Annotated in this window: 23 protein-coding genes; 12 read left to right on the top strand and 11 right to left on the bottom strand. The window is 69.7% G+C overall.

The window, feature by feature from the left end:
• Positions 1-23: 23 nt before the first annotated feature.
• From AC07PU_RS20950 to AC07PU_RS20940, 3 genes are read right to left on the bottom strand one after another with little or no spacing between them, the layout of a single operon-like run.
• A complete protein-coding gene (locus AC07PU_RS20950) occupies positions 24-1022 on the bottom strand; it encodes a Bug family tripartite tricarboxylate transporter substrate binding protein (protein ID WP_495320137.1) in 999 nt (332 codons plus the stop codon).
• Positions 1023-1058: 36 nt separating this feature from the next.
• A complete protein-coding gene (locus AC07PU_RS20945; RefSeq protein ID WP_495320135.1) occupies positions 1059-2285 on the bottom strand; it encodes a CaiB/BaiF CoA transferase family protein in 1227 nt (408 codons plus the stop codon).
• A gap of 35 nt (positions 2286-2320) precedes the next feature.
• A complete protein-coding gene (locus AC07PU_RS20940; RefSeq protein ID WP_093352737.1) occupies positions 2321-3100 on the bottom strand; it encodes an enoyl-CoA hydratase/isomerase family protein in 780 nt (259 codons plus the stop codon).
• Positions 3101-3374: 274 nt separating this feature from the next.
• On the opposite strand from AC07PU_RS20940, the gene gbd reads away from it, so the two are divergent.
• Genes gbd through AC07PU_RS20910 form a run of 6 tightly spaced genes read left to right on the top strand, consistent with a single transcriptional unit; the run spans position 3375 to position 9353 of the window.
• Complete coding sequence (gene gbd, locus AC07PU_RS20935) at positions 3375-4514, top strand: 4-hydroxybutyrate dehydrogenase (protein WP_495320132.1); 1140 nt, start codon at positions 3375-3377, stop codon at positions 4512-4514.
• 29 nt (positions 4515-4543) lie between these two features.
• Positions 4544-5521 carry a Bug family tripartite tricarboxylate transporter substrate binding protein gene (locus AC07PU_RS20930; RefSeq protein WP_495320130.1) on the top strand — a complete coding sequence of 326 codons (978 nt, stop codon included), beginning with the start codon at positions 4544-4546 and terminating at the stop codon, positions 5519-5521.
• Between the two features lie 59 nt (positions 5522-5580).
• Complete coding sequence (locus tag AC07PU_RS20925; RefSeq protein ID WP_413764873.1) at positions 5581-6573, top strand: TRAP transporter substrate-binding protein; 993 nt, start codon at positions 5581-5583, stop codon at positions 6571-6573.
• Positions 6570-7502 (top strand): amidohydrolase family protein, encoded by a 933-nt coding sequence (locus tag AC07PU_RS20920; protein WP_495320127.1) that lies wholly within the window; start codon positions 6570-6572, stop codon positions 7500-7502. Before AC07PU_RS20925 ends, AC07PU_RS20920 begins: the two co-directional genes overlap by 4 nt.
• A gap of 41 nt (positions 7503-7543) precedes the next feature.
• The gene (locus AC07PU_RS20915; protein ID WP_093352725.1) at positions 7544-8047 is read left to right on the top strand and encodes a TRAP transporter small permease; all 504 of its coding nucleotides are present in this window, start codon (positions 7544-7546) and stop codon (positions 8045-8047) included.
• Between the two features lie 28 nt (positions 8048-8075).
• A complete protein-coding gene (locus tag AC07PU_RS20910) occupies positions 8076-9353 on the top strand; it encodes a TRAP transporter large permease subunit (protein ID WP_495320124.1) in 1278 nt (425 codons plus the stop codon).
• 25 nt (positions 9354-9378) lie between these two features.
• On the opposite strand, the gene AC07PU_RS20905 is transcribed toward AC07PU_RS20910, so the two are convergent.
• Both AC07PU_RS20905 and gcvA read right to left on the bottom strand, forming a co-directional pair.
• A complete protein-coding gene (locus AC07PU_RS20905; RefSeq protein ID WP_495320122.1) occupies positions 9379-9867 on the bottom strand; it encodes a YbaK/EbsC family protein in 489 nt (162 codons plus the stop codon).
• Positions 9868-9901: 34 nt separating this feature from the next.
• Entirely contained in the window at positions 9902-10819 is a 918-nt protein-coding gene (gene gcvA, locus AC07PU_RS20900; protein ID WP_495320120.1) for a transcriptional regulator GcvA, read from the bottom strand.
• Between the two features lie 176 nt (positions 10820-10995).
• Between gcvA and AC07PU_RS20895 the strand changes: the two genes are divergently transcribed.
• The 3 genes from AC07PU_RS20895 to AC07PU_RS20885 are packed head-to-tail and all read left to right on the top strand — an operon-like array spanning position 10996 to position 15125.
• Entirely contained in the window at positions 10996-12342 is a 1347-nt protein-coding gene (locus AC07PU_RS20895) for an aminotransferase class III-fold pyridoxal phosphate-dependent enzyme (protein WP_495320118.1), read from the top strand.
• Positions 12339-13151, top strand: coding sequence for an enoyl-CoA hydratase-related protein (locus AC07PU_RS20890; protein ID WP_495320116.1), 813 nt, complete (start codon positions 12339-12341; stop codon positions 13149-13151). Before AC07PU_RS20895 ends, AC07PU_RS20890 begins: the two co-directional genes overlap by 4 nt.
• A 24-nt stretch (positions 13152-13175) precedes the next feature.
• Positions 13176-15125 (top strand): AMP-binding protein, encoded by a 1950-nt coding sequence (locus AC07PU_RS20885; RefSeq protein ID WP_495320114.1) that lies wholly within the window; start codon positions 13176-13178, stop codon positions 15123-15125.
• A 13-nt stretch (positions 15126-15138) separates the two neighbouring features.
• On the opposite strand, the gene AC07PU_RS20880 is transcribed toward AC07PU_RS20885, so the two are convergent.
• Genes AC07PU_RS20880 through AC07PU_RS20855 form a run of 6 tightly spaced genes read right to left on the bottom strand, consistent with a single transcriptional unit; the run spans position 15139 to position 21706 of the window.
• Entirely contained in the window at positions 15139-16131 is a 993-nt protein-coding gene (locus tag AC07PU_RS20880; protein WP_495320112.1) for an ABC transporter ATP-binding protein, read from the bottom strand.
• Complete coding sequence (locus tag AC07PU_RS20875) at positions 16128-17132, bottom strand: ABC transporter ATP-binding protein (protein ID WP_495320110.1); 1005 nt, start codon at positions 17130-17132, stop codon at positions 16128-16130. The genes AC07PU_RS20880 and AC07PU_RS20875 overlap by 4 nt, the downstream gene beginning before the upstream one ends.
• A gap of 20 nt (positions 17133-17152) precedes the next feature.
• Positions 17153-18064, bottom strand: coding sequence for an ABC transporter permease (locus AC07PU_RS20870; protein WP_495320108.1), 912 nt, complete (start codon positions 18062-18064; stop codon positions 17153-17155).
• A complete protein-coding gene (locus AC07PU_RS20865) occupies positions 18061-19257 on the bottom strand; it encodes a M20 aminoacylase family protein (RefSeq protein ID WP_281081502.1) in 1197 nt (398 codons plus the stop codon). Before AC07PU_RS20865 ends, AC07PU_RS20870 begins: the two co-directional genes overlap by 4 nt.
• A gap of 11 nt (positions 19258-19268) precedes the next feature.
• Positions 19269-20234: an ABC transporter permease gene (locus tag AC07PU_RS20860; RefSeq protein ID WP_495320106.1), complete on the bottom strand. Its 966-nt coding sequence runs from the start codon at positions 20232-20234 to the stop codon at positions 19269-19271.
• 5 nt (positions 20235-20239) lie between these two features.
• Complete coding sequence (locus AC07PU_RS20855; protein WP_495320104.1) at positions 20240-21706, bottom strand: ABC transporter substrate-binding protein; 1467 nt, start codon at positions 21704-21706, stop codon at positions 20240-20242.
• A gap of 206 nt (positions 21707-21912) precedes the next feature.
• Between AC07PU_RS20855 and AC07PU_RS20850 the strand changes: the two genes are divergently transcribed.
• From AC07PU_RS20850 to AC07PU_RS20840, 3 genes are all read left to right on the top strand, one after another.
• On the top strand, positions 21913-22560 hold the full coding sequence (locus AC07PU_RS20850; RefSeq protein ID WP_495320102.1) for a TetR/AcrR family transcriptional regulator: 648 nt from the start codon (positions 21913-21915) through the stop codon (positions 22558-22560).
• Between the two features lie 261 nt (positions 22561-22821).
• Positions 22822-24498 carry a tannase/feruloyl esterase family alpha/beta hydrolase gene (locus AC07PU_RS20845; protein WP_495320100.1) on the top strand — a complete coding sequence of 559 codons (1677 nt, stop codon included), beginning with the start codon at positions 22822-22824 and terminating at the stop codon, positions 24496-24498.
• 76 nt (positions 24499-24574) lie between these two features.
• Positions 24575-24721 (top strand): hypothetical protein, encoded by a 147-nt coding sequence (locus AC07PU_RS20840; protein ID WP_495320098.1) that lies wholly within the window; start codon positions 24575-24577, stop codon positions 24719-24721.
• Positions 24722-24819: the final 98 nt, after the last annotated feature.

Raw genomic sequence — 24819 nt, 5'->3', positions numbered from 1 at the left:
GATTCTCGGCCGTGCGCCGTGCTTCAGCTCGACAGGTTGATCTTGCCCGCCAGCGCCTTGAAGAACTCGCTCTCCCTGGCCATCACCGCCTCGAGCGCGGTATCGTCGGCATAGGTGTCGGTGCTGAAGTGCAGCTTGGTCAGCGCCTCGAGCCAGGCGGGTTCCTTCACGGCCTTCGCGACCGCGCCCTTGAGCACCGCGATCACGTCGTCGGGCGTGCCGCGCGGCGCCGACAGGCCGCGCCAGATGCCGATCGACAGGTCGATGTTGCGTTCCTTGAGCGTCGGGATCTTCTCGAAGCCGTCGGCCACGCGCCGGTCGGCCATCACTGCCAGCGCCTTGAGCTTGCCCGCGGCCACGTAGCTCGACACCTCGGCCGTGCTCACGGTCACCGCGTCGATGTGGCCGCCGAGCAGCGCCAGCACCGCGGGCGCGCCGCCGGCATAGGGGATGTGGTTGAACTTCGCGCCGGTCTTCTCGGCCAGCGCGGCGGCCGCCATGTGCCAGGTCGAGCCATGGCCCGCGTTGCCCACGCGGATGTTCGCGTCGCCCTTGCGCGCGGCCTCGAGGAACTGCTCGAGCGTGGCGTAGGGCGCATCGGCGCGCACCACCACCGCGGCCGGGTCGGCATTGAGCCGCGCGATCGGGCGCAGGTCCTTGTATGAGAACTTGGCCAGGCCCAGGTGGTTGAGGAAGGTCAGCTCGGTCGACGACAGCACGATGCGGTAGCCGTCGGGTTTCGCGTTGACCACGTCGCCCAGCCCGAGCACGCCGCTCGCGCCGGGCTTGTTGATGACGACCACCGGCTGCGGCAGGTACTTGGCGACCGCCGCGCCGAAGGCCCGGCCCACCACGTCGGCGCCGCCGCCGGCCTGCCAGGGCACGACCAGCTCGATCGGCTTGTGTGGATAGGGGCCGGCCTGCGCCCGTGCGAAGCCGGGCGCGAGCAGCAGCGCACCCGAGAGCGCGGGGATGGCGCCGAGCCAGCGGCGGCGCGAGAGGTCGATGGTGCTTTTCTGCATGGTCTTGTCTCCGTCTCGTTGTGTTTCTTGCGTGTCTCAGTCCGCCGTCGCGTCGGCCGCGGCATGCGCCGTGCCGAAGGCGCCGTTGCTTCGCAGCGCGGCGATGTCCTCGGCCGTCATGCCGATCTCGCCGAGCACCTGCTCGGTGTGCTGGCCCAGCAGCGGTGCCGGATGCCGCACCTGCTGCGGCGTGCCGCCGAGTTTGACCGGAAAGCCCAGGGCGCGTGTTTCGCCCTCCACCGGGTGCTGGATCTTCAGCACCATGTTGCGCGCCACCGCCTGTTCGCTCGCCAGGGCCTCGGCGTAGTCGTAGATCGGCGCGGCCGGCACGCCCGCGGCCAGCAGCGCATCGACCCACTCGGTGGCGGTGCGGCGCGCGAATTCGCGCTCCAGCTCCTCGATCAGCACCACGCGGTTGCGGATGCGCAGCACGTTGTCGGTGAAGCGCGCGTCGCGCACCAGGTCCTCGCGCCCGATCACGCCGCACAGCGCGGTCCAGAGCTTGGGGTTGGCCGCGCCGATGACGAAGGGGCGGTCGGAGGCGCGCACCGCCTGGTAGGGCGCGCTCATGCGGTTGGCGCTGCCGATCGGCGTGGGCACCTGGCCCGTGCCCCAGTACTCGGCCGATTCCCACACCGACAGGCCCAGCGCGGTCTCGAACAGCGAGGCGTCGACGAACTGGCCCTCGCCCGTGAGGCCGCGGCCGATCACCGCGCTGAGGATGCCGTAGGCCGCGAACAGGCCCGCGCCCAGGTCGGCCAGCGGGATCGCCGACTTCACCGGCGGCTCGCCCGGATGACCCATCACGCTCATCACGCCGGTCATGGCCTGCGCGATCAGGTCCAGGCCCGGGCGCTTGGCCCAGGGGCCGGTCTGGCCGAAGCCCGAGATGCTCGCGTACACCAGCCGCGGGTTGAGTTGGCGCAAGGTCTCGTAGTCGATCTTCAGCCGCGCGGCCACGCCGGGGCGGTTGTTCTCGACCAGCACGTCGGCCTCCTTCACGAGCGCGTAGAAGGCCTCGAGGCCGGCCGGGTTCTTGAGGTCGATCTCGATGCTGCGCTTGTTGCGGTTGAGCGCGAGGAAGCCGCCGCTGTCGGCGCCCTTGAGGCGAAAGCCCATCGAGCGGCGGGTCTGGTCGCCGATGCCGGGCGTCTCGACCTTGATGACGTCCGCGCCCATGTCGCCGAGCAGCATGCAGCAGAAGGGGCCGGCCATGATCTGGCTGACGTCGAGGACCTTGATGCGGGAAAGGGGAAGGGTCACGCGGGGGCTCCGGATCTGAAAGGAGGGTGGCGGGCTCAGCGGCCCGTGAAGACCGGCTTGCTCTTGGCCAGGAAGGCCTGGAAGCCGATGCGGAAGTCCTCGGTGTCGAAGCAGGCGTAGGCCTCGGCGTTCTCCTCGGCCGACAGCGGCGCGGGCTGCGCGAGCCGGCGCACGAACTTCTTGTGCCAGCGCGCCACCAGCGGCGCCCCGTTGGCGATGCGCCGCGCGGTCGCGTAGCCCTGTTCGAGCACCGCGGCGTCGTCGACCACGCGGTTCACCAGGCGCTTCTCGAAGGCCTCCTTGGCATCGAACACGCGACCCTCGAGCACGATCTCGAGCGCGGTCGCGCCGCCGACCAGGTCGACCAGCCCGCCGAGCTCGCCGTACGACATCACCAGGCCGAGCTTGTTGACCGGCACGCCGAAGCGGCTCGAGCTGCCGCAGATGCGCATGTCGCAGACGGTGGCGATCTCGAGCCCGCCGCCCACGCAGGCACCCTCGATCACCGCGAGCGTGGGGTGCTTGCTGGTGGCGATCGCATGCATCGCGCGGTGCGTGACCTCGGCATAGGCGGCGGCCTGCGCCGCGTTGGCGCGGCTGCGCTGGAACTCCTCGATGTCGGCGCCGGCCGAGAAGGCCTTGCCGCCGGCGCCGCGCAGCACCACGCAGCGCAGCTCGTCGTCGGCCGAAAGCTCTGCGAAGGCATCGGCCAGGCCCTGCCACATGACCTGGTCCATGGCGTTCATCTTGTCGGGCTTGTTGAGGGTCACGGTCGCGATGCGGTCGTCGCGCTCGACCAGGATGAGCGAGGTCATGTCGGCTTGTCTCTTTCGTAGGGGGCGGGTTGCGAACGGGCCGAAGTCTAGGGAGCGGCCCGCGCGCGGCCAAACGAAAAAAACTGGGGCGGTCTTCAAGAAAAACTCGCGCCCGGCAGGGCCTGCGGCTTGTGAATTTTTCTCGCCCGGACTTCAAGTAAATCCACGTTGCCGCCCCCGGCACCCGTTCCTAGACTCGCGGCCCACGACGACCGGTGCCGCTTCGAGCGAAACACCGGCACCCCGGACCACCGCCGAGACAAGGAACCCGCGCATGGCGCTCATCCACTACATCACCCAGATCCAGATCGATTTCGGCGCCGTGCAGCTGCTGGCGCAGGAGTGCGACCGCCTCGGCATCCGGCGACCGCTGGTCGTGACCGACGCCGGCGTGCGCGCCGCGGGCGTGCTCGAACGCGTGACCGCGCAGCTCGGCGCGGGCCGCGAATTCGTCGTGTTCGACGGCACGCCCTCCAACCCCACCGAGCGCGCGATGCGCGCGGCCGTGGCGCTCTATGCCGAGCACCGCTGCGACGGCATCGTCGCGGTCGGCGGCGGCTCGCCGATCGACCTCGCCAAGGGCGTGGCCGTGTGCGCCACGCACGAGGGGCCGCTGAAGTCCTTCGCGGCCATCGAGGGTGGCGTGGCGCGCATCACCGCGGCCACCGCGCCGGTGATCGCCGTGCCCACCACGGCCGGCACCGGCAGCGAGGTCGGCCGCGGCGCGGTGCTGATCCTCGACGACGGGCGCAAGGTCGGCGTTCTCTCGCCGCACCTGGTGCCACGCGTCGCGCTGTGCGATCCCGAACTCACGCTGGGCCTGCCGCCGATGCTGACCGCCGCCACCGGCATGGACGCGATCGCGCACTGCATGGAGACCTTCATGGCGCCGGCCTTCAATCCGCCGGCCGACGGCATCGCGCTCGACGGCCTGCGCCGCGCCTGGCGCCACATCGAACGCGCCACCGCCACGCCCGGCGACCGCGAGGCGCGCCTGAACATGATGAGCGCCTCGATGCAGGGCGCGCTCGCGTTCCAGAAGGGCCTGGGCTGCGTGCACAGCCTGAGCCATTCGCTCGGCGGCATCGCGCCGCGCCTGCACCACGGCACGCTCAACGCGATCCTGCTGCCGGCCGTGATCCGCTTCAACGCGCAGGCCGAGTCGATGCGCAAGGACGAGCGCCTCGCGCGCATGGCGCAGGCCATGGGGCTGGGCAGCGGCGACGAGGTGGCGCCGGCCGTCGCGGCCATGAGCGCGCGCCTCGGTCTGCCCACGGGCCTGGCCGCGCTCGACGTCTCGCCCGACCTGTTCCCGCGCGTGATCGAAGGCGCGCTCAAGGACCACTGCCACAAGACCAATCCGCGCGAAGCCAGCGTGGCCGACTACCAGGCCCTGCTGGCCGAGTCGATGTAAGCCCGAAAAGAACACAAGGAGACAACGCCATGCAACGCCGCCGCTTCATCGCATCGACACTGGCCGCCGGCGCGGCCCTGCCTTTCGCCACCGTGCGCGCGCAGACCGCGCCGCTGCCCACCACGCCCGTGCGCATCGTCGTCGGCTTTCCGCCCGGCGGCGGCACCGACGTGATGGCGCGCGTGATGGCGCAGAAGCTCGCCACCCTGTGGGGCGTGCCGGTCACGGTCGAGAACAAGGCCGGCGCGGGCGGCGTGATCGCCGCCGAGTACGTCGCCAAGCAGCCGAACAACGGCACCACGCTGCTGATGACCAACATCAGCAACCATGCGATCGCGCCCGCGCTCTATCCCACGCTGGGCTATGTGGTGGAGCGCGACTTCACGCCGCTGGTGCTGGTGGGCGTCACGCCGAACCTGCTGATCTGCAACCCCTCGAAGCCCGCGCGCACGGTCAAGGACCTGGTGGCGCTGTGCCGCGACAAGCCGGGCACCGTGACCTTCGGCTCCTCGGGCGCGGGCGCCTCGCAGCACCTGGCGATCGAACTCTTCAAGCTGCGCGCGGGCGTCGATGCGCTGCACGTGCCCTACCGCGGCTCGGGCCCGATGCTCACCGACCTGATCGGCGGCCAGATCGACTACAGCTTCGAGACCATGACCTCGGCCACGCCGCACGTGGCCAGCGGCAAGCTGGTGGCGATCGCGCAGACGCGGCCGCGGCGCTCGAAGGCGCATCCCGAGGTGCCCACCGTGGCCGAGCTCGGCTACCCGGGCTTCGACGCCAGCACCTGGTACGGCCTGGTCGGACCGGCGCAGATGAATGCCGCGATGGTCCAGCGCATGAACGAGGACTTCAACCGCGTGCTCGCCATGCCCGACGTGGCGGAGAAGCTCGCGAGCTACGGCGCCGAGGACGGCGGCGGTAGCGCCGCGAAGTTCGCCGAGTTCATCGGCACCGAGAAGGACAAGTGGGCCAAGGTGGTCAAGGAAGCCAAGGTCACGGTCTGAGCGGCGGCCCCCGGAAGGCGCGCGCCTTCCCCGAATTTCAACGACAGGAGACGACAACCATGCACAGGAATTTCAGGTCCCTGGCCGGCGTGCTGCTGGCCGCGCTGCTCGGCCTCGGCGCCGGCGGCGCCGCGGCGCAGGCGCCGGTCAAGCTGCGCTTCAGCCACACCGTGCCCGAGAGCGATTCGCAGCACAAGGCCGCGCTCGAGTTCGCGAAGCGCGTGAAGGAGCGCACCGGCGGCGCGGTGGAGATCCAGGTCTTCGCCAACAGCCAGCTCGGCAACGACGTGACGCTGGTGACCGGCGTGCGCAGCGGCACCATCGACATCGGCGCCACCGGCAACCCCTTCGTGACCGGCCTCGCGCCCAAGCTCAATGCGCTCGACCTGCCCTACCAGTTCGCCGATGCGCAGCAGGCCTACCGCACGCTCGATGGCCCGGTCGGCCGCTCGCTGCTCGACGAACTAGGCACGCACCAGATCAAGGGCCTGGCCTTCTGGGAGATCGGCTTTCGCAGCCTGGGCAACAACAAGCGGCCGATCAACGGCGCGGCCGACATCAAGGGCCTGAAGATCCGCACCACGCCCAATCCCTCGCACCTCAAGGCCTTCCAGCTGCTGGGCGCGAACCCGCAGCCGATGCCCTTCGCCGAGGTGTTCGGCGCGCTCGAGTCGGGCGCGGTCGACGGGCAGGAGAACCCGCCCACGCTGATGCTGTCGTCGAAGATGTACGAGGTGCAGAAGTACCTGTCGCTCACGCGCCATGCCTATACGCCGCTGGTGGTGATCATGAACAAGGCGCGCTTCGATGCGCTCAAGCCCGAGTTCCAGAAGGCGATGCTCGAGGAGGCCGCGGCGGCCGCGAACTTCCAGCGCAAGCTCAACAACGACGGCGAGAAGGACGCCATCGCTCAGCTGCGCGCCAAGGGCATGCAGATCAACGAGACGCCCGACGTCGCGAGCATCCGCCAGGTGGTGCGCGAGGAGACGCGCAGGATGTACGTCGAGAAGAACGGCGACGCGGTGCTCAAGGCGATGGACGCGCAGCCGTGAGCGCCGTGCTTCCCGCCGCCATCGTCGACGCGCACCACCACCTGTGGCATCTGGGCGAGGGCCATTTCCCGTGGCTGCAGGACGGCTACGACGCCGAGGCCTTCTTCCTCGGCGACTACGCGGTGCTGCGGCGCGACTTCGGCGTGGCCGACTACCGCGCCGCCACCGAGGGCCTGCCGGTGGTGGCCACGGTGCATGTGGAGGCCGAGCGCTCGCGCGCCGAGTCGCTGGCCGAGACGCGCTGGCTGCATGCGGTTCACGCGAAACATGGCTTTCCTAATGCCGTGGTGGCCAACGTCGAATTCCTTGCGAGCGATGCCGAAGCGCAGATGCGCGCGCAGGCCGAATGGCCGCTGGTGCGCGGCGTGCGCTGCAAGCCGCGCATCTCGCGCGGCCCCGATCACAGCGTGCGCGGCGAGCCCGGCACCCTGCAGGACGAACGCTGGTGCGCGGGCCTGGGTCTGCTGCGCGACCACGGCCTGCTGTGGGACGTGCGCGTGCCCTACTGGCACCTGGAGGAAGCGGCCGAGGCGATCGCGCGCTTTCCGGGCCTGCGCGTGGCGCTCGAGCATGCGGGCCTGCCCTGGGACCGCAGCGAGGCCGGCCTCGCGCACTGGCGGCGCGGCATGCGCGCGCTCGCGGCGCTGCCCGAGGTGATGGTCAAGCTCTCGGAGTTCGGCCTGCCCGATGCGCCCTGGAGCGCCGACAGCAACGTGCGCGTGGTGCGCGAGACGGTCGAGATCTTCGGCGCCGGGCGCTGCATGTTCGCGAGCAACCTGCCGGTGTCGGGCCTGCGCGCGTCCATGGCCGAGGTGGTGCGCGCGGTGGCCGAGGGACTGGACGGTCTCGACGACGCGGCGCGCGACGCGGTCTGGCGCGGCAACGCCCTGCGCTTCTATCGCATCGAACCGGCCGGCCCGGGGCGCTGAGGCGGCCGGGTGCAAGAACCAACTACAACAGGAGACTCCCCATGCTTTCCCGCCTCTTCGAGCGCGGCGCCAACGTGTTGATGATCGCGATGATGGCCGTGATGGTCGCGCTCGTGTTCGGCAACGTCGTGCTGCGCTACGCCTTCAACTCCGGCATCGTGTTCTCGGAGGAAGCCTCGCGCTTCGTCTTCATGTGGCTCACGCTGATCGGTGCGCTGCTGGTGATGAAGGACAACGCGCACCTGGGCATGTCGACCGTCGTCGCGCGGCTCGGCGAGCGCGGCCAGCGTTTCTGCCGCGGCGTGGCCGATCTCGGCGCGCTGGCCTGCTGCCTGCTGCTCGCGCACGGCAGCTGGAAGCTGGTGGTGATCGGCATGGACGACCGCGCACCGGTCACCGGCGTGCCGATCGGGCTGGTCTATGCCTGCCTGCTGGTCAGCAGCGTGGGCATGGCGCTGATGCTGGTCGGCTCGCTGTGGCGCCTCTTCACGGGCCGCATGGCGCGCGAGGAACTGGTCAACGACACCGGCAGCGCGGGCGAATGAGCGCGAACTAAAAGAACACGGGACATCCATGACCATCTTCGTCTTCATCGCCTCGCTGCTCGGGGCCATGGCCTTCGGCATGCCCATCGCCTTCGCGCTGCTCGTCTGCGGCGTCGCGCTAATGGTGCACCTCGGCAACTTCGACACCCAGATCCTCGCGCAGAACATGCTCGAGGGCGTCAACAACTACCCGCTGATGGCGGTGCCCTTCTTCATGCTCGCGGGCGAGCTGATGAACGCGGGCGGCCTGTCGGCGCGCATCGTCAAGGTGGCCGACGCGCTGGTCGGCCATGTGCGCGGCGGCCTGGGCTACGTGGCCATCATCGCGGCCACCGTGGTCGCGAGCATCTCGGGCTCGGCCGTGGCCGACACCGCCGCCGTCGCGGCGCTCCTGATTCCAATGATGCGCAAGGCCGGCTACGACGTGCCGCGCGCGGCCGGCCTGATCGCGGCCGGCGGCATCATCGCGCCGGTGATCCCGCCCTCGATCGCCATCGTGGTGTTCGGCGTGGTGGCGCAGATCTCGATCACCAAGCTGTTCCTCGCCGGCCTGTTCCCCGGGATCATGATGGCGCTGACGCTCACCGCCACCTGGTGGCTGTGCGCGAAGAAGGAGAAGAACGTCGCGGTGCGCAGCTTCAGCGCGGGCGGCCTGGGCCGCGCGCTGCTCGACGGCGTGTGGGCGCTGGTGCTGCCGCTGGTGATCATCGGCGGCATGAAGTTCGGCGTGTTCACGCCCACCGAGGCCGCCGTGGTGGCGGTGGTCTATGCCTTCGTGGTGGGCCGCTTCGTCTACCGCGAGCTCGAGATGCCGCGCCTGCCCGAGCTGGTGCTCAGCGCCGCCAAGACCTCGAGCACCGTGCTGTTCCTCGTGGCCTCGGCGCTGGTGTCGGCCTGGCTCATCGCCATCGCCAACATCCCGGCGCAGGTGAGCGAGCTGCTCGAGCCCTTCGTCGACAACAAGATCCTGCTGATGTTCGTGATCATGGTGCTGGTGATCATCGTCGGCACCGCGCTCGACCTGATGCCCACCGTGCTGATCATGACGCCGATCCTGATGCCCGTGATCCACAAGGCCGGCATCGACCCCGTCTACTTCGGCGTGATGTTCATCATGAACAACGCCATCGGCCTGCTCACGCCGCCGGTGGGCACCGTGCTCAACGTGGTGGCCGGTACTTCGCGCGTGAGCCTCGACCAGGTGATCCAGGGCGTGTGGCCCTTCCTGCTGTCGCTCACCGCGCTGATGTTCCTGTTCGTGCTGTTCCCGCAGCTCATCACCGTGCCCGCCAGCTGGCTGCGCTGACAAGGTGTGAGCGATAGGCCGTAGCTCAGGGCTTGGCCAGCGGCGCGACACCTGCGCCCGTGGCGCGCAGCAGCGCGGCCGTTTCGATCTCGAGCGTGGAGTCGTTGCGGCCGGTGCCGCAGTAGAGCGTGACCAGGCGCGCCGCCGCCTCGTCGACGATCACGCGCGCGCCGCCCACCGGCAGCGGCGCCACGCCGCCCGGCACCATCTGCAGGTCGGTCGCGAGTTCCTCGTCGGCCGCGAGCCGCAGGTCGGCGCGGCGCACGCCGAAGGCATCGGCGATGCGCTTGTAGTCGGCCCGGTCCTGGCCGCGCAGCGCGGCCAGCAGATAGCGGCCGTCGGGCAGGCGAAACGCGAGGCACTTGACCATCGCGCCGGCGTCGAAGGGCAGCAGCGTGCGCGCGTCCTCGAAGGAGACGACGGGGGCATGGGCGTGCAGGCGGTAGGGCATGCCGGCCTGTTGCAGGAAGGCCAGTGCGGTGGGGCTCAGCGAGGGGTCGTGGGGAGCTTGCATCGGCACATGCTACGTAAACGCCGGCGTGCTGTCTTCAGAAAGCATCGGCCGCCGCGCGAAGCCAGTGCGTGAACGCCGCGACCGCGGGCCGGTCCCGCGCGCCGCGCTGGCACAGCAGGTGGTAGCGGTAGGGCCCGGGCAGATCGTCGGGCCAGGCCCGGGCCAGTTCGCCGCGCTGCAGCGCATCGCGTGCCAGCACGTCGGACGCGAGTGCGACGCCCTGCCCCGCGGCCGCGGCATCGAGTGCGAGATAACTGTGCGAGAAGCGCAACGCGGGAGCCGGTCGCAGCGATGCTCCGGGTGCCACGCCGTGGGCCGCGAACCACGCCTCCCAGTTGATCTGTTCGGGAATGCGCGGTTCGAACTCGTCGTGCAGCAGCACGCTGCCCAGCAGATCGCGTGGCGACGCGGGCATTCCATGCCGTTCCAGCCAGCGCGGGCTCGCGACGGGATAGAAGGCCTCGTGCAGCAGCGGCTGTGCCTCCATTCCGGGGTAGGGGCCGGAGCCGAGCCGGATCGCCACGTCGACGCGATCGCGCGCGAAGTCCACCGGTGCCACCGCGGCGAGCACGCGCACCTCGACCGCGGGATGCGCGGCGCGGAACTCACCGAGCCGCGGCATCAGCCAGCGCGTCACGAACGAGGGCATGGCACTGACCGTCACTTCGCTGGCGCCCTCCGCATGCTGGCGCCAGCGCATCGAGACGCGTTCGAGTTCCTCGAGCAGCGGCGCGACGCCGCGCAGATAGGCCTGCCCGGCGTCGGTGAGCTCGACCGAGCGGGGCGTGCGCAGGAACAGCGGCAGGCCGAGCCAGTCCTCGAGCTGCCGCACCTGGTGGGCCACCGCGCCGGCCGAGACGAAGAGCTCGGACGCGGCCTTGGCGAAGCTGCCATGGCGCGCGGCGGCCTCGAACACGCGCACCGACAGCATGGGGGGAAGCTGGCGTGCCATGGCTATCGCTCCAGGTTCAGGGGAGGGGAAGGGCGCTCGGCGGGACATGGCGAGCGCGAATTGCTTTGCGGCTCAGGCCCCAAAGCTTTGGTTTGTCCGCACGGACCCGCATTCCTATGCTTCATCGCAGCGATCTGCTTCAACTTTTCTTCACGCAACAACACAGAGGACAGACGATGGACCTTCAGATCCATGGCCAGGCCAACGCGAGCCTGCCCGCCGCTTACCGGCAGGTGCTGGTGTCGTGGTCGGTGCAGGGCGGGCTCAACCCGCCCGTGATCACGCACGCCAAGGGCTGTCATTTCCACGACACCAACGGCAAGGCCTATCTCGACATGACCAGCGGCTACGTGGCGGTGCCGCTGGGCCACGGGCATCCGAAGGTGGTGCGCGCGATACAGCAGCAGGCCGAACGGCTGTGCTGGGTGGCCTCGAGCTACTTCAACGACGTGCGCGCCGAATACGCCGAGTTGCTGAACCGCATCTCGCCCTGGAGCGAGGGGCTGCGCGTGCACTTCGCGAGCGGCGGCGGCGAGGCCAACGACGATGCGGTGAAGATCGCGCGCCTCGTCACGCGGCGGCCCAAGGTGCTGACCGCCTACCGCTCCTACCACGGCAGCACCATCGGCGGCAGCGCGCTGACGGGCGTGGACCGGTGGCGCGACCCGCTGCCGAACCTGCCGGGCATGGTGAAGTTCTTCACTCCCTATCCGTATCGCAGCCCGTTCCACACGCGCGAGCCGGCCGAGGAATCGCGGCGCGCGCTGCAGCATCTCGAGCAGGTGCTGTCGCACGAGGGCGCGCACAACGTCGCGGCCATCGTGCTCGAGCCGATGACGGGATCGAGCGGCATGGTGATCTATCCCGAGGGCTACCTGCAGGGCGTGCGCGCGCTGTGCGACCGCCACGGCATCCTTCTGGTGTACGACGAGGTGATGACCGGCTTCGGCCGCACCGGCGCCGCCTTCGCCGCGACGCGGCTTGGCGTGCTGCCCGACCTCATGTCCTTTGCCAAGGGCGCCAGCTCCTCGTACACGCCGCTGGGTGGCGTGCTGGTGCGCGAAGGCGTGGCGAGCCATTTCGACACCGAGCTGTTCGACGTGGGCCACACGCATGCGGGCCATGTGCTGGCCGTCGCGGGCGGCGTCGCCGCGCTGCGGGTCTACCTCGAGGAGGGCTTGTTCGAACGTGCCCTCGAGATCGAGGGCTGGCTGCGCGAGGGGCTCGGCGAACTGCAGCGCAGGCACCCGGTGGTGGGCGACGTGCGCGGGCTCGGCGCGCATTTCGGTATCGAGCTGGTCAAGGACCGCGAGACGCGCGAGCCGCTGGTGGAATGGCACCATCCCGAGGGCTCGGCGCCGATGAAGCTGTTCTACGGCGAATTGATGAAGCGCGGTGTGCATGCCTATGGCCGATACAACGTGGCGATGGTGTCGCCGCCGTTCGTGATCACCCGGGAGGAACTGTCGCAGGGCCTGGAAGCCTTCGATGCCGCGCTGTCGGTGGTGGAGGCCGCGCTGTGAACGACGCCTTCGACTACGAGGACATCCGCTACGAAGAGAAGGACGGCGTCGCGCGCGTCACCATCGATCGCCCCGCGCGCTACAACGCGCTGCGCGGCCGCACGGTGGAAGAGCTGCTGCACGCAATCGGCCGCGCCGGGTGGAACCGCGACATCGGCGCGGTCGTGCTCACCGGTGCCGGCGACAAGGCCTTCTGCACGGGAGGCGACCAGTCCGACCATGGCGAAGGGCAAGGCGGCTATGGCGGGCGCGGCACCATCGGATTGCCGATGGACGAGCTGCAGAGCCTGATCCGCGACATCCCCAAGCCGGTGATCGCGCGCGTGCAGGGCTATGCGATCGGCGGCGGCAACGTGCTGGTCACGGTGTGCGACCTCGCCATCGCGAGCACCGATGCGGTCTTCGGCCAGGTCGGACCGAAGGTGGGCTCGGTCGATCCGGGCTTCGGCACCGCGCTGCTCGCGCGCGTGATCGGCGAGAAGCGGGCGCGCGAGATGTGGTTTCTTTGTCGCCGCTACGGTGCCAACGAGGCGCTGGCGATGGGCCTGGTCAACCGCGTCGTTGCGCCGGACGAACTCGATGCGGAGGTGGCGCGCTGGTGTGCCGAGATCCTGGCGAAGAGCCCGACCGCCATCGCGATCGCGAAGCGCTCGTTCAATGCGGACTCCGAGAACATCCGCGCCATCGGTGCGCTGGGCTTCGAGGCGCTGGCGCTCTACTACGGCACGGCGGAATCGCGCGAAGGCGTGGACGCCTTTCTCGCGAAACGCGCGCCCGATTTCCGTGCCGCGCGCCGGCGCGGCGGCTGAGCCGGAACGAACGGAGGACCGCGCATGGAATTTCCCGATCTCACGCTCTGGCGGCCCGATGCCGAACGCATCGCCTCGGCGCCACTGACCGCGCTCGCCCATCGCATGGGCCTGGCGGGTTATGACGAACTGCACCGCGCCTCGGTGGACGATCCGGCGAGCTACTGGCGTCACGTGCTGGCGCAACTCGACATCGTCTGGGATGCGCCTTGGCAACGCTTTCGCACCGACGCACCCGATGCCGCGCATCCGCGCTGGTTCGATGGCGGCCGATTGAACTGGGTGCGCAGCGCCTTGCGCTGGTCCGGCGATCCCGAGCGCGCGACGCAGCCCGCGCTGATCGCGGAGGCCGAGGACGGTCGCGTCGAAAGGATCAGCCACGCGGAACTCGCGCTGCGCGTGCGCCGCTTCGCCGGCGGCTTGCGCGCGATGGGTATCGCGCCCGGCGACCGCATCGGGCTGATGCTGCCGATGGGTGCGGAAGCAGCCATCGCCTTTCTCGCCATCGCCGCGCTCGGGGCCGTGTGCGTGCCGCTGTTCACCGGCTTCGGCGCCGAGGCCATCGTCTCGCGGCTCGAGCTCGCGCAGGCGCGCATGCTGATCGCGGCCGAAGCTTTCATGCGGCGCGGCCGCCGGGTGTCGGCGGCCGCGGCCGTCAACGAGGCGCTGGGGCGCCTGCCACTGCTCGCGCAGATGGTGGTGCTCGGCGACGGCGACACCATCGAGGGCCGCTGCGAGCTTCGGCGATGGGAAGAGGTCGCCTGCGACGAGCCGGTGGCGGACTTCGTCTCGATGGATCCCAACGATCCCTTCATGATCGTTTTCACCTCGGGCACCACGGGCGCGCCCAAGGGCACGGTGCATGTGCATGGCGGCTTCCCGCTCAAGATCGCGCACGACAGCGCCTTCCATTTCGAGCTGCGGGCCGGCGACACCTGGTGCTGGCCTTCGGACATGGGCTGGATCGTCGGGCCGATCACGGTCATCGGCGCGCTGATCGCCGGCGCCACGCTGCTGTGCTACGACGGGGCGCCCGACTTCCCCGACTGGTCGCGCTTCGCGTCGATGATCGAGCGGCATGGCGTCACGCATTTCGGCGCCTCGCCCACCTTGATCCGCAGCCTGGCGGCGCATGCGGACGCGGTCACGCGGGGCGACCTGCGCAGCCTGCGCATGCTGATGGCGGCCGGCGAGGTGCTCGATCCCGAGCACTTCGAGTGGTTCTTTCGCCGCTTCGGTCGCGGCGCGCTGCCGCTCATCAACTACACGGGCGGGACCGAGGCGTCGGGCGCCATCCTCGCCAATGTGCCGGTGCGGCCGATCAAGGCCTCGGGCTTCAACAGCGCCTCGCCGGGCGTGCAGGCCTTCGCGGCCGACGACACGGGCGCGCGGGTGGTCGGTGTGCCCGGCGAACTGACGATCGCGCAGCCCTTCGTGGGCATGACGCAGGGCTTCTGGCGCGACGATGCACGCTACCTCGAGGCCTACTGGCAGGCGGTGCCGGGCCGCTGGGTGCATGGCGACCTGGTCTACGAGGATGGCGAGGGCCATTTCTTCGTGCTCGGCCGCTCGGACGACACGCTCAAGATCGCGGGCAAGCGGCTCGGGCCGGCCGAGGTCGAGGCCGTGCTGCTGGCCGCGCTGCCGCTGAAGGACGCCGCCGCGGTCGGCCTGCCCGATCCGGTGAAGGGACAGAAGCTGGTGCTGGTGCTGGTACCGCAGCCGGCGGGGGATGGGGCCCCGTACGGCGACGACCTGGCGACGCGTGCGGCGGCCGCCATCGAAGCTGCGCTCGGCAAGCCTTTTCGGCCCGCGATCGTGCATTGCGTCGATGATCTGCCGCGCACGCGCAATGGCAAGGCGATGCGGCGGGTGATCCGCCGCGTGCTCGCGGGGCAGCCGCCGGGCGACCTCTCGGCGCTCGAGAATCCCGGCGCGGTCGAGGCGATCCGGCGACTCGCCGACATGCCCTGAGAGCGGGGGCCGTTCAGGCACGGCCCTCTTCCACCGCATGGCAGGCCACCTGCACGCCGCGGATGCTCTGGAGCTTCGGCCGCTCGGCCGAGCAGCGCGCATTGGCATGCGGGCAGCGCGGATGAAAAGCGCAGCCCGCGGGCGGATTGAGCGGATTCGGCACCTCGCCCTGCACCGGCGTGCGCGCGCGCCCCGTGTGCTTCATCTGCGGGATCGCGTCGAGCAGCATGCGCGTGTACGGATGCTGCGGCGTCGCGAACAGCTTCTGCTTGTCCGCCACCTCCACCAGCCGCCCCAGGTACATCACGCCCACCTGGTCGGCCACGTGGCGCACCACCGCGAGGTTGTGCGAGATGAACAGGTAGGTCAGGCCCTGCTCGCGCTGCAGGTCCTTCATGATGTTGAGCACCTGCGCCTGCACGCTCACGTCGAGCGCCGAGGTGGGCTCGTCGCAGACCAGGAACTCGGGCTGCGTGGCCAGCGCGCGCGCGATCGAGATGCGCTGGCGCTGGCCGCCCGAGAACTGGTGCGGGTACTTGCTCATGTCCAGCGGCGACAGGCCCACCGACTGCAGCAGCTGGCCCACGCGCTCGCGCAACTGGGCCTTGTCGTTGAGGATGCCGTGCTCGCGCAGCGGCTCGCCGATGATGTCCTCGACGATCCAGCGCGGGTTGAGGCTCGCGTAGGGGTCCTGGAAGATCATCTGGATGCGGCGGCGCAGCTTGCGGCCCTCGGCGGTCTTGAAGGCCGCGTGCGCGTCCTGGCCGTCGAACTGCAGCCCGCCGCGCGTGGGCGCGTACAGGCCCACGAGCAGGCGCGCGACCGTGCTCTTGCCGCAGCCCGATTCGCCGACCAGCGCGAGCGTCTTGCCGCGCTCGATCGAGAAGCTCACGCCGTCGACCGCATGCAGCAGCACGCGCGGCTTGCGCTCGAGCACGCGGTTGAGCCAGGGCGGCGAGACGTCGAAGGTGCGCGCGAGGTCGTGGGCTTGGACGAGGGCTGTCATGGGAGGGCGAGGGAAGGGTGGGGAAAGAGAGGGCTTGCCGCGGTGCGCGCATGCAGCCAGCAGGCGGCATGCGTCGCGCCCGCGGCGATCAGTTCGGGCCGCTCGTGCGTGCAGCGCGCGAAGGCCTGGCCGCAGCGCGGATGGAAGGCGCAGCCGGGAGGAATCCGGCTCAGGCGCGGCATCGCGCCGTCGATCTGCGCGAGCCGCTCGGGCGACGAGTCCATGTCGGGAATCGAGGCCATCAGTCCGGCTGCGTAAGGATGGGCGGCGTGCCGCACCACGTCGTGCACCGGCCCGATCTCGGCCACGCGGCCGGCATAGAGCACGGCCACGCGGTCGCAGGCCTCGGCGATCACGCCCATGTCGTGGGTGATCAGCATCACGGCGGCGCCGCGCTCGCGGCAGATGCGCTGCAGCAGCGCGACGATCTGCGCCTGCACCGACACGTCGAGCGCGGTCGTCGGCTCGTCGGCCACGATCAGCACGGGCTCGGCCGCCAGCGCGAGCGCGATCACCACGCGCTGGCGCATGCCGCCCGAGAACTGGTGCGGGAAGTGATCGATGCGCTGCGCCGCGGCCGGGATGCCGGTCTCGTCGAGCAGCGCGATCGCGCGGGCACGGGCCTGCCGTGCATCGAGCCGCAGATGGGTGCGGATGGCCTCGATCAGTTGCTGGCCGACGGTGAACAGCGGATTGAGCGAGGTCAGCGGGTCCTGGAAGATCGAGCCGATGCGGCGGCCGCGGATGTGGCGCATGGCCTCGTGATCGAGCTGGTCGATGCGCTCGCCCTGCAGCCGGATGCGGCCGCCCGCGATGCGTCCGGGCGGTTCGAGCAGGCCGATGATCGAGGCGCCCGTCAGCGACTTGCCGGCGCCCGACTCGCCGACCACGCCGAGGATCTCGCCCGGTGCGATGGAGAAGCTGACCGCGTCGAGCGCGCGCAGGGTGCCGCGGCGCCCGGGAAATTCGACCACCAGGTCTTCGACGTCGAGGATGTTCATGGAGTCCGTTCCTGGCGTGCTCATCGCAGCCTCGGGTTGAGCGCGTCGCGCAGCCAGTCGCCCAGCAGGTTCACGCTGAGCGCGACCGCGATCAGCATCAGGCCGGGGAAGAGCGCGATCCACCATTCGCCCGAGAACAGGTAGTTGTTGCCCACGCGGATCAAGGTGCCGAGCGAGGGCGAGGTCGGCGGCGCGCCGACCCCGAGGAAGGACAGCGTCGCCTCGGTCACGATGGCGGTCGAGACCTGGATGGTCGCGAGCACCAGCACCGGTCCGAGCACATTGGGCAGCACATGGCGCCGCATGATGCGAAAGGGCGCGACGCCCGTGACCTGCGCGGCCTGCACGTACTCCTTGTGGCGCTCGGACAGCGTCGCGCCGCGCACGGTGCGCGCGTACTGCACCCAGCCGCTCAGCGAGATCGCGAGCACCAGCACGGCGAAGGCCACCGAGGCGTGCGCGTTCGGCAGCAGCGAGCGTGCCACCCCGGCGATCAGCAGTGCGGTGAGGATCGGCGGGAACGACAGCATGACGTCGCATACGCGCATGAGCAGCGCGTCGACCCAGCCGCCCGCGAAGCCGGCCAGCAAGCCGAGCGCGACGCCGACCACGGCGGAGGCCGCGACCGAGGCCAGGCCCACGACCAGCGAGATGCGCAGGCCGTGGATCACGGCCGACAGCATGTCGCGTCCCTGGTCGTCGGTGCCCAGCGGGTAATTGGCACTGCCTTCCGGTGCCCATGCCGGCGGCAGCCGCGCGTCGAGCAGCTCGAGCCGGGTCAGGTCGAAGGGATCTTGCGGCGACACCCAGCCCGCGAAGACGGCCGCCAGCAGGCAGGCGAGTGCGATCACCGCCGCCGCCATGGCGACCGGCGAGCTGCGAAAGCTGTGGCCGACATCGCTGTCGAGCCATCGGGTCCAGAGCTGTTTCATGGCGCGAGCAGGTCCTCGGCGAGTGCCGCGAACACGCCGCTGCCGACCGGAATGGTGGCGTCGTTGAAGTCGTAGCGCGGGTGATGCAGGAAGCGGCCGTCGGTCATGCCCTGGCCGAGCCGGAAGTAGGCGCCCGGCCGCTGCTGCAGCATGAAGGCGAAATCCTCCGATCCCATGCTGGGCTCCATGTCGCGGACCACGTGGGCCTCGCCGACCACCCGGCATGCGACGCGCGCGAGCGCTTCGGCCGCCTCGGGGTGGTTGACGGTCGGTGGATAGAGCTCCTCGTAGTGCACCTCGGCTTGGGCGCCGAAGGCCAGCGCCACGCGCTGCGCGGTCTCGATTAGGCGTTCGCGCAGCACGGCCTGCACCTGGGGCTTGAACCACTTGACCATGCCGTGCAGCTGCGCGTGGTCCGGAATGACCGACAGGGCCTCGGGCGCGCCGGACTGGAAGGACTGGAAGCTGATGACCGCCGCATCGACCGGATTGACGTTGCGGCTCACGATGGTGTGCACCGCCGAGACGATCCCGGAGGCCACGAGGATCGGATCGATGGCCTGCTGCGGATGGGCGCCGTGCCCGCCGCGACCCTGCACGCGGATCGAGAAGCGGTCGATCGCCGCCATCATCGGCCCGGGGTTCAGCGCGATGGTGCCCGCGGGCAGCGAGGGCCAGTTGTGCAGCGCGAACACCTGCTGCGCGGGGAAGCGCTCGAACAGGCCGTCGCGGATCATCTCGCGCGCGCCGGCATGTCCTTCCTCGCCCGGCTGGAAGAAGAAGTAGACGGTGCCGTCGAAGTCGCGGGTCTGCGCCAGGTACTTCGCGGCGCCCAGCAGGATCGCGCAGTGCCCGTCGTGCCCGCAGCCGTGCATGCGGCCCGGAATGCACGAGCGGTAGGCCGGATCGCCGAGTTCCTGGATCGGCAGCGCGTCCATGTCGGCACGCAGGCCGATGCTGCGGCCGCTGGCCGTGGAGCGCCCGTGCAGCACGCCGACCACGCCGGTGCGGCCGACGTGGCGGTGCACCTCGATGCCGAGCGCCTGCAGGAAGGTGGCGATGCGCGCGGCGGTGCGTTCCTCCTCGAAGCCGAGCTCGGGATGCGCGTGGAGGTCCTGCCGCAGCCGGGCCAGGTCGTCGTGGAACGCGCGCACCGCTTCGACGGTGCGCGCCATGGGAGGCGTGGGATTCATGCGGGCCGCTTTCAGGCTGTCTCTAGACGGGGATCGATCGCGACATAGAGGATGTCCACGACCAGGTTGATGCACACGTACATGGCCGCGACGAAGCACAGGTACGCGGCGATGACGGGCGTGTCGGCGAAGCCGATCGCATCGACGAACAGGGCGCCGAGGCCGGGCCACTGGAAGACGGTTTCGGTGACCACGGCGAAGGCGATGACCGCGCCCAGCTGCAGCCCCACGATCGTCACGACCGGCACCAGCGCGTTGCGCAGCGCATGGCGGTAGAGGATCGCGCGCTCGCGGATGCCGCGCGCGCGGGCGAAGCGGATGTAGTCGGCGCGCAGCACTTCCATCATCTCGGCGCGCGCGAGCCGCACGATCAAGGCGAGCTGGAACAGCGCGAGCGTGACCGCCGGCATCGCGAGGTGCAGCCAGCCGTCGCGCGTGAGCAGCCCGCTCTTCCACCAGCCGATGGCCACCACCTCGCCGCGGCCGTAGGAGGGTAGCAGGCCGAGCGTGACGGAGAAGACCAGGATCAGCAGGATGCCGATCAGGAAGGTGGGCAGCGAGGCACCGATCAGCGAGAGTGCCATGGTGCTGCGCGCGAACCAGCTGCGCGGGCGCACCGCGCATGCGACGCCCAGGAACAGGCCGGCCACCACCGAGACGAAGGCGGCGACCAGGCTGAGCTCGAGCGTGGCCGGCAGGCGCTCGGCCAGCAGTTCGCGCACCGGCCGGCCCTGGCGCAGCGACACGCCGAGGTCGCCTTGCGCGAGCCGCGCCGAGAAGCGCGCGAACTGCAGCACGAAGGGGTCGTCCAGCCGCAGCTCCTGGCGCACGCGCGCGCGATCGGCATCGCTCGCATCGGGCCCCAGCATCTGCGTGACCGGGTCGCCGACGTGCTTGAACAGGCCGAAGGCGATGAACGCGACGGTGGCCAGCACCCCGACGGCCGCCAGCAGCCGGCGGATGAAGAACGCGAGCATCGGGCCTACCGGACGCTGATGAAGCGCAGGTTGACGCGGTTGTCGCTCTGCAGTGCCGCGTCGACGTTCTTGCGCATGCCCCAGGCCAAGCCCTGCTGGTAGAGCGGGATGTGGCCCACGTCGTTGCGGTGCAGGGTCATCGCCTGCGTGACCAGCCGCGTGCGCGCCTGCGGGTCCATCTCGGTCAGCACCTGGCCGATCAGCCGGTCGACCTCGGGATTGCTGTAGCGCCCGACGTTCCACTGGCCGGCCTTGCCGTCGCGCGTCGCCATCATCACGTTGAGGGTGTTGTAGGCGTCGAGGTTGACGGGCGTGTAGCCGAAGAAATTGAAGCTCGAGTCGCCCGCGCCCACCTTGGTGAAGAAGCGCGCGCCCGGCAGTGCGTTGACCGCCACCTTCACGCCGATGCGCGAGAGCATGCCGGCGATCGCGGTGCAGACCTGCTCGTCGTTGACGTAGCGGTCGTTGGTGCAGTCGAGCGTGACCTCGAAGCCCGTCGGATAGCCGGCCTCGGCGAGCAGCTTCTTCGCGGCCGCGAGGTCGTAGGGAAAGGGCCGCGCCACCATGGCGGCGTCGACCGAGTTCACGCCGCGCGGCACGAGGATGCCGGTGGGCACCGCCGAGTCGCGCAGGATGCGCTTGCCGATCGCCTCGATGTCGATCGCCTGGTAGATCGCCAGCCGCACGCGGCGATCGGCGAAGGGATTCCGGCCCTTGACGTTCGCGTAGCGCAGTTCGGGGCTGGCCTGGTCCATCGAGAGGAACAGGTTGCGGATCTCGGGCCCCTGCAGCACCTTGTAGCCGGCGGAGGCTTCGACGCGCGGGATGTCCTGCAGCGGGATCGGGTAGGCGAAGTCGAGCTCGCCCGACAGCAGCGCCGCCACGCGGGTGGCGGCCGACGAGATCTTCACCATCGTCGCCTCGGTGATGTTGGTGGCGGGCTTGTCCCACCAGCCCGTGTGCGCCACCAGCACCGTGCGCACGTCGGGTTCGCGCACCGAGAGCTTGAACGGGCCGGTGCCGTTGGCGTTGCGGGTCGCGAAGTTCTCGCTCTTCTGCCGCATGTCGGCCGGGCGCAGCGCGCCGTTCTTCTCGGCCCAGGCCCTGGACATCACCTTGAGTTCGGGCAGCGACTGCAGCAGCGCCGCGTTGGGGAATTCGGTGACGACATCGACGGTCGTGGCGTCCACCGCCTTCACGTCGGCGATCGAGGCGGCGAACACTTTCATGTCCGACTCGGGCGTCATCGCGCGCTTGAGTGAGAACACCACGTCCTCCGCCGTCAGCAGGCTGCCGTCGTGGAAGCGCACGCCCTCGCGCAGGCGGAAGCGCCAGACGGTCGGCGCCGGCTGGGTCCACGACTGCGCGAGCGCGGGCTCGATGCGCTGCTCGCGGTCGCGCCGCACCAGTCCCTCGTAGATGTGGCCGAGCACGGTCATGGTCGGCCCGTGGTTGAAGGCATCCGGGTCCATGGTTGCGGCGTCGTCCTGGGACGCCCACTTGAACGCAACGGCGTGCGCGGAACAGCAAAGCACGAGGGCGAGAAGGCCGGCGAAGCGGCGGAGAGCCCGAGGCGGCATGATTGACTCCAGTAAACGGTACGCACCGTATCTAAAACTTTAGAACGGTACGTACCGTATGTCAACAGGCATCGGAATGTCAGAATCGCGCCATGACCATGCAGGACACCCCCGACCAGAGTTCCGAGCCCGTGGAGCAGGGGCCGCGCGCCCGGCGCCGCCGGCAGCAGACGCACGACGCCATCCTCGAAGCCGCGCGCGAGGTGCTGCGCGTGCACGGCTATGCGCGCTTCGCGATGGAGCAGGTCGCGGCGCTGGCCGGCGTCTCGAAGACCTCGATCTACCGCCGCTGGCCGAGCAAGGGCGCGTTGCTGATCGAGCTCTACATGGAGGGCCTGCCCGACACGGCCATCGTGGAGGACGCGGCCTCGCTCAAGAGCGAGCTGCGCCGCTACCTCGTGTCGACGGTCGAGCGCGTGCAGGACCGCGAGTGGCGCACGATCCTCAGCTCGCTCGTCGCCGAGGCGCAGTACGACCAGGCCACCGCGGCCCTGCTGCGCGACAAGGTGGTGCTGCCGCGCCGCGAATCGGGCCTGCGCCTGCTGCGCAAGGCGCAGGAGCGCGGCGAGATCGCGGCCGACGTCGACCACGACATCGTGCTCGACCTGCTGTTCGGGCCGGTCTGGTATCGCCTGCTCTTCGAGCATGCCGAGCTCGATGCCGATTTTGCGAAGCGGCTGCTGGCGCAGGTCGAGAAGATGCTGTTCGTGCCGAAGGCGGCGGGCAAGACTGCGCGAAGGGCCTAGCAGGCTCCGTGTTTTTCATCGCCTCGTGAGGCGAAGTTGCCGCTCACGCGCAGGGCGGCACATCTCCGTGCCCATGCCATGGGCTTGCGCGCCGCGCGCCACATGATTGTTTTTGCCATGCGGATGCGGCCTTTCGCAATCGCTACGCGCGAACTCGCCACGTAGCATCCGCGGACTTTTCGCAACTGCCTTGCAAGTGAGAGGCGCCGGTTGCGACGAGGTCCAAGGTCGCATCAACAACTTCAACGGAGACAAAGATCCATGCGGGGATTCAAGAAACGACGCGTCGTGCCATTGCTGGCTGTCCTGCTTCTTCAAGCGTGCGGTGGCGGTGGAGGGGGTGGTGGCGCCATCCAGATCGATCCGTCGGCGGTCGCCACGACTCAGCTGCCACCATCGCCGCCTTCGGCGGGCACGGCATGCGCCGCACTTCGGGGAACCAAGGTGGACGGCACCGTGATCGGACTGCCGACCAAGGGCGCAACGGTCACTGAAGCAGCGCTCGTGCCGGGCACAGGCCAGACGGGCGAGCATTGCATGCTCAAGGGCCGCATCGCTTCTGTCTCCGACGGGGCGCAGGACATCATGTTCGCCCTCGTGCTTCCCACGAACTGGAACGGCAATGCGATGCACTTCGGTGGCGGCGGATTCGACGGCGTGGTCCCGGATCTCGTGACCACGCCGCTGACATCGGGCGCGAGTCCGCTGCAGCGCGGATACGCCATCTTCGCCGACGACTCGGGGCATCAGGCACCGCCGACCGACCCCTTCTACACCGCCTTCGCATCGAACGGCGAGATGCTCCGGAACTACGCCGGCGACGCCTTGAAGAAGACGCGCGACGTGGCGATGAAGCTGATCGGCCTGCGCTACGGGAAGGCGCCGGCCAGGACCTATTTCATGGGCGGCTCGAAGGGCGGTCACGAAGGCATGCAGGTCATGCAGAAGTGGCCCGCCGACTACGACGGCGTGGTCACGTACTTCCCGGCCTATGCCTACATGCCGCAGATGATGACCATCCAGGTCGGCACGCGTGCGTTGTGGGGCAATGGCGGCGTCGGCTTCCTCGGTCCGAAGAAACTGCAGACGCTGCGCACGGCCGAACTCGCGGCCTGCGATGCGCTTGATGGCGCCGCCGACGGCATCATCGGCAACGTCGCCGCATGCACGTTCAAGCCGCAGAACCTGCGCTGCAAGGGCGGGGCGGATACGGGAGACGATTGCCTGTCCGATGCTCAGATCAAGACCGTCGACACGCTGCAATCGCGCACCGAGTTCTCCTATGCGTTCAAGAACGGCGCGACCAGCAATCCCGGCTTCCTGCCGTCCACGGATTACGCTTCGGTGCTGGGTGCGACCGCGACCTTTCCGGTTCCGCCGAATCCGCTGGTGCTGGGCAGCCTGGGGGCGTTGCCCGACGCCTTCATCCGCAACGCGGTGTTGATGGACCCTCTGGGTCTGTCGATCGGCCTCGATGGCGCGTCACCGGGAAGCTACCTGCCTCGCATTCAGGAACTGTCCGGGGTCATGGACGCCACGAGCACCGACATCGAGCCCTTCGTCGCGCGCGGCGGCAAGTGGCTGCTGGTGCACGGCACCTCCGATCCGCTGATCCCCTTCCAGGGCTCGGTCGACTACTACAACGCGCTGCTGCTGAAGCTGGGCCGGCCGCAGGTCGACGCGTTTCTGCGCTTCTATCAGGTGCCGGGATACGGCCATGGCACCGGGCACTTCAATGCGACCGGCGGCGTGCCGGTGCTGGACGCACTGGAGGCCTGGGTGGAGCGCGGCAAGGCGCCGGGAGAGCTCATGGCGACCGATGCAAACCCCGCGACGGCCGGTCGCACCCGGCCGCTTTGCATCTATCCGAGCTGGCCGAAGTACAACGGGTCTGGCGACCTGAATGCGGCGGGCAGCTATCGCTGCGCGACGAGCTGACGCAGTCGGCCCGCATCGGCACCGTGATGCCGGGCAAGCAGGCCGACCTGATGCTGGTCGATGCGAGACGCTCGACATGTGGCCGCTGCACGATCCCGTCGATGCCGCGCTCGTGCAGGCCCGCCTGGCCAATATCGGTTCGGTGATGGCCGCGGGCAGCTGGCCGCTGGTATGTGAAAACCTGGATTGCAGGCAGTTTTTAAATGGAAATCCAGACCGATAAGCAAAAAAGCGGATCGGTGATGGTTGGAAATGAGGCGCCGCTTTCGCGCATTCCGCCGCACACGCTCCCGCTGAGAAGGTCGGCTGTGGTCGTGCCAG

The organism is Variovorax sp. GW821-FHT10D07 (assembly GCF_059415325.1).
This window is presented reverse-complemented; position numbering and strand designations above follow the sequence as displayed.